The 3,761-nt window shown below is 72.0% G+C and carries 3 protein-coding genes; 2 read left to right on the forward strand and 1 reads right to left on the reverse strand.

The window, feature by feature from the left end:
* Positions 1–331: 331 nt before the first annotated feature.
* A complete protein-coding gene (locus CA983_RS41410; RefSeq protein ID WP_086605815.1) occupies positions 332–1,276 on the reverse strand; it encodes an NADP-dependent oxidoreductase in 945 nt (314 codons plus the stop codon).
* A 198-nt stretch (positions 1,277–1,474) separates the two neighbouring features.
* On the opposite strand from CA983_RS41410, the gene CA983_RS41415 reads away from it, so the two are divergent.
* Complete coding sequence (locus CA983_RS41415) at positions 1,475–2,497, forward strand: phosphotransferase family protein (RefSeq protein WP_086605816.1); 1,023 nt, start codon at positions 1,475–1,477, stop codon at positions 2,495–2,497.
* Positions 2,498–2,502: 5 nt separating this feature from the next.
* Positions 2,503–3,717, forward strand: coding sequence for an acyl-CoA dehydrogenase (locus CA983_RS41420; protein WP_086605817.1), 1,215 nt, complete (start codon positions 2,503–2,505; stop codon positions 3,715–3,717).
* Positions 3,718–3,761: the final 44 nt, after the last annotated feature.

Below are 3,761 nucleotides of genomic sequence, written 5' to 3' on the forward strand. Positions count from 1 at the left end.
CCAGCACACCGCACGACGAGACGCCGCACGACGGGACACCGGGACGCCAGGACGCCGGACCCAGCCAGGACGCCGCGGGCACCGCACGCCAGCACACCGCACGACGAGACGCCGCACGACGGGACACCGGGACGCCAGGACGCCGGACCCAGCCAGGACGCCCCGGGCACCGCACGCCAGCACACCGCACGACGAGACGCCGCACGACGGGACACCGGGACACCGGGACGCCGGACCCCAGCCAGGACCCGGACGCCGCACGCCAGGACGCCGCACGCCGGACTCCAGGGGCCAGTGAACGCGCGCCGGTCGCCGGGGCGCGGCCGGTGGCCTACGACTCCTCCGTCTCCCACGGCACCGTCACGACGATCTTTCCCCGGGTCCGGCCCTCCTCGTTCAGCCGGTGTGCGTCCGCCGCTCGTTCCAGCGGGAACGTCTCGGAGACGTGGACGCGCACCACGCCCTGTTCCGCCAGTTCGGACAGCCGGTGGAGGTCCTCGGCGTCGGGGCGGACGAAGTAGTAGCGGCCGCCGTAGTTCACCACGCCGACGTCGGCGATCGACACCAGGCGGCCCTCGGGGGCCAGCAGGTTGGCCGAGACCTTCAGCGCGTCCCCGCCGACCGTGTCGAACACCGCGTCCACACCCTCGGGCGCCAGCCCGCGCACCCGCTCGCCCAGGCCCGCGCCGTACGTCACGGGCTCCCCGCCGAGGCCGCGCACGAAGTCGTGGTTGGGCTCGCTCGCCGTGCCGATCACCCGGGCGCCGAGGTGGGCGCCGAGCTGCACGGCCAGCGAGCCGACGCCGCCGGCCGCGGCGTGCACCAGAACGGTCTCGCCCCGCTTCACCTCTAGCACCTTGACCAGCACCTGGTAGGCGGTGAGCCCGACCAGCGGCAGTCCGGCCGCCTCCTCGAAGGAGAGGTTGCGCGGCTTGCGCGCGAGGGTGCGCAGGGGCGCGGCCACGTACTCGGCGAAGGTGCCGCGGGAGAGGAAGTCCTCACGTACGTACCCGATGACCTCGTCGCCGACGTCGAACTCCGACACGGCCACGCCGGGCCGGACGACGACGCCCGAGACGTCCCAGCCGGGCACCACGGGGAAGGCCGCTTCGAAGAGCCCTTCGAGTTGGCCCTCGCGGGCCTTCCAGTCGACGGGGTTCACGGCCGCCGCCCGCACCTTCACCAGCACCGAGTCCGGGCCGACCTTGGGATCGCGGACCTCCCCGAACGCCAGCACCTCGGGTCCGCCGTACCGTGAGTAGCTGATGGCCTTCATGGCTCCGACCTTCCGGGCTCGCCGCGCCGCACGCAAGCCGGATGGCCTGAACGAACCGGCCGAAACCTCCCCGGCGCCCCGCGAAGGGAGTCGTCGGCCTATCGTGGCTCCGATCACGTTTCGGCCCCGCTCTGGACGACATACCGACCGGTCGGCATCATGAGTCGGGAACTGTTCACCGGCCCGTAGGAGCGACGCATGAGCCCCGACCATCCGCCCGGACTCGACCTGGACCGGCTGCGCGGCCTGCTCGACCGCGAGCGGCCCGGCCTGGTGAGCGGCGCCCTGTCCGGCCGGCTGATCGAGGGCGGACGGTCGAACCTCACCTACGCCGTCTCCGACGGCACCTCCCGGTGGGTCGTACGGCGGCCCCCGCTCGGCCATGTCCTGGCCACGGCGCACGACATGAAGCGCGAGCACCGCGTGATCAGCGCGCTGCACCCGACCGCCGTGCCGGTTCCGCGGCCGGTGCTGCTGTGCGAGGACGAGGAGGTGCTCGGCGCGCCGTTCTACGTCATGGAGTTCGTCGAGGGCACCCCGTACCGCACGGCCGACCAGCTCGCTCCGCTCGGTCCGGAGCGGACCCGGGGCGCGGTGCTGAACCTGGTGGACGCGCTGGTGGAGCTGCACGCGGTAGACCCGGGCGAGGTGGGGCTCGCGGACTTCGGCCGGCCCGAGGGCTTCCTGGACCGGCAGCTGCGGCGCTGGGGCAAGCAGCTGGACGCCTCGCGCAACCGCGAGCTGGCCGGGATCGACGAGCTGCACGCGACGCTCGGACGGCGGCTGCCCGCCTCCCCCGCCCCGGCCGTGGTGCACGGCGACTACCGGCTGGACAACGTCCTGATCGGCGAGGACGACCGCATCAAGGCGATCCTCGACTGGGAGATGTCCACCCTGGGCGACCCGCTCACGGACTTGGGCCTGCTGGCGATGTACAGCCTGCCGCTCGACGCCCCGGATTCCCCCGTCTCCACGACGGCGGAGGCGCCGGGGCACCCGGACCCGGCGGAACTGATCGAGCGGTACGCCGCCCGCTCGGGGCGCGACGTCTCCGCGGTCTCCTGGTACACGGCGTTCGCCTGGTTCAAGCTCGCCGTGATCCTGGAGGGCATCCACTACCGCTACACCCTGGGCCAGACGGTCGGGCGCGGTTTCGACCGCATCGGCGACCTGGTCCCCGTCTTCATCGAGCACGGTCTCACCACTCTCCAGGAAGGCTGACGGACATGGACTTCGCGTTCGACGCGCGCACCGAAGAGCTGCGCGGCAAGCTGCTGGCCTTCATGGACGAGGACGTCTATCCGGCCGAGGCCGTCGCGCACGAGCAGCGGGCGCGGCTCACCTCGCCGTGGGAGACCCCGGCGGTGGTCGAGGAGCTGAAGGCCGAGGCGCGCAGGCAGGGCCTGTGGAACCTCTTCCTGCCGGACTCCGAGTACGGCGCCGGGCTCACCAACCTCCAGTACGCGCCGCTCGCCGAGATCATGGGGCGCTCCCCGCAGCTCGCCCCGACGGTGACGAACTGCGCGGCACCCGACACGGGCAACATGGAGGTGCTCACCCAGTTCGGCGACGAGCAGCAGCGCAAGCAGTGGCTGGAGCCGCTGCTGGCCGGTGAGATCCGCTCGGCGTTCGCGATGACCGAGCCCGACGTGGCCTCCTCGGACGCCACCAACATCACCACGCACATCGAGCGGGACGGCGACGAGTACGTCGTCACCGGCCGCAAGTGGTACATCTCCGGGGCGATGCACCCGGACTGCAAGATCTTCATCGTCATGGGCAAGACGGACCCGGAGGGTTCCGACATCCGCCGTCAGCAGTCGATGATCCTGGTCCCCCGTGACACGCCGGGTGTGACGATCGAGCGCGCGATGCAGGTCTTCGGCTACGAGGACCACTACCACGGCGGCCATGCCGAGGTGATCTTCGACCACGCGCGCGTGCCGGCGTCGAACCTCATCGGTGAGGAGGGCGGCGGCTTCGCCATCGCACAGGCCCGGCTCGGTCCCGGCCGGATCCACCACTGCATGCGGCTGATCGGGATGGCGGAGCGGGCGATCGAGCTGATGTGCCGGCGGGCCGTGTCCCGTACGGCCTTCGGGAAGGCGCTGGCCCAGCAGGGTGTGGTGCACAACTGGATCGCGGATGCGCGGGTGACCGTGGAGCAGTTGCGGCTGCTGGTGCTGAAGACGGCGTGGCTGATGGACACGGTCGGGAACAGGGGGGCGCACACCGAGATCCAGTCGATCAAGATCGCTACGCCTCGCGCGGTGGTGGACATCCTCGACCGGGCGATCCAGCTGCACGGTGCGGGGGGTGTGAGCCAGGACTTCCCGCTGGCGGAGCTGTACGCGGGGGCGCGGACGCTGATGATCGCCGACGGGCCGGACGAGGTGCATCAGCGGTCGCTGGCGCGGCGGGAGTTGAAGCGGTACGTGTGACGCGGCGGGGCGGTGGAGGGTTTTCGCCCCCGCCGCCCCTACCC

This window comes from Streptomyces swartbergensis (assembly GCF_002148965.1).
GTDB lineage: Bacteria > Actinomycetota > Actinomycetes > Streptomycetales > Streptomycetaceae > Streptomyces > Streptomyces swartbergensis.

Excerpts from the sequence above, each read along its gene's own strand:
- CA983_RS41410 (WP_086605815.1), bottom strand. The coding sequence starts at position 1,276 with ATGAAGGCCATCAGCTACTCACGGTACGGCGGACCCGAGGTGCTGGCG.
- CA983_RS41420 (WP_086605817.1), top strand. The coding sequence starts at position 2,503 with ATGGACTTCGCGTTCGACGCGCGCACCGAAGAGCTGCGCGGCAAGCTG.
- CA983_RS41415 (WP_086605816.1), top strand. The coding sequence starts at position 1,475 with ATGAGCCCCGACCATCCGCCCGGACTCGACCTGGACCGGCTGCGCGGC.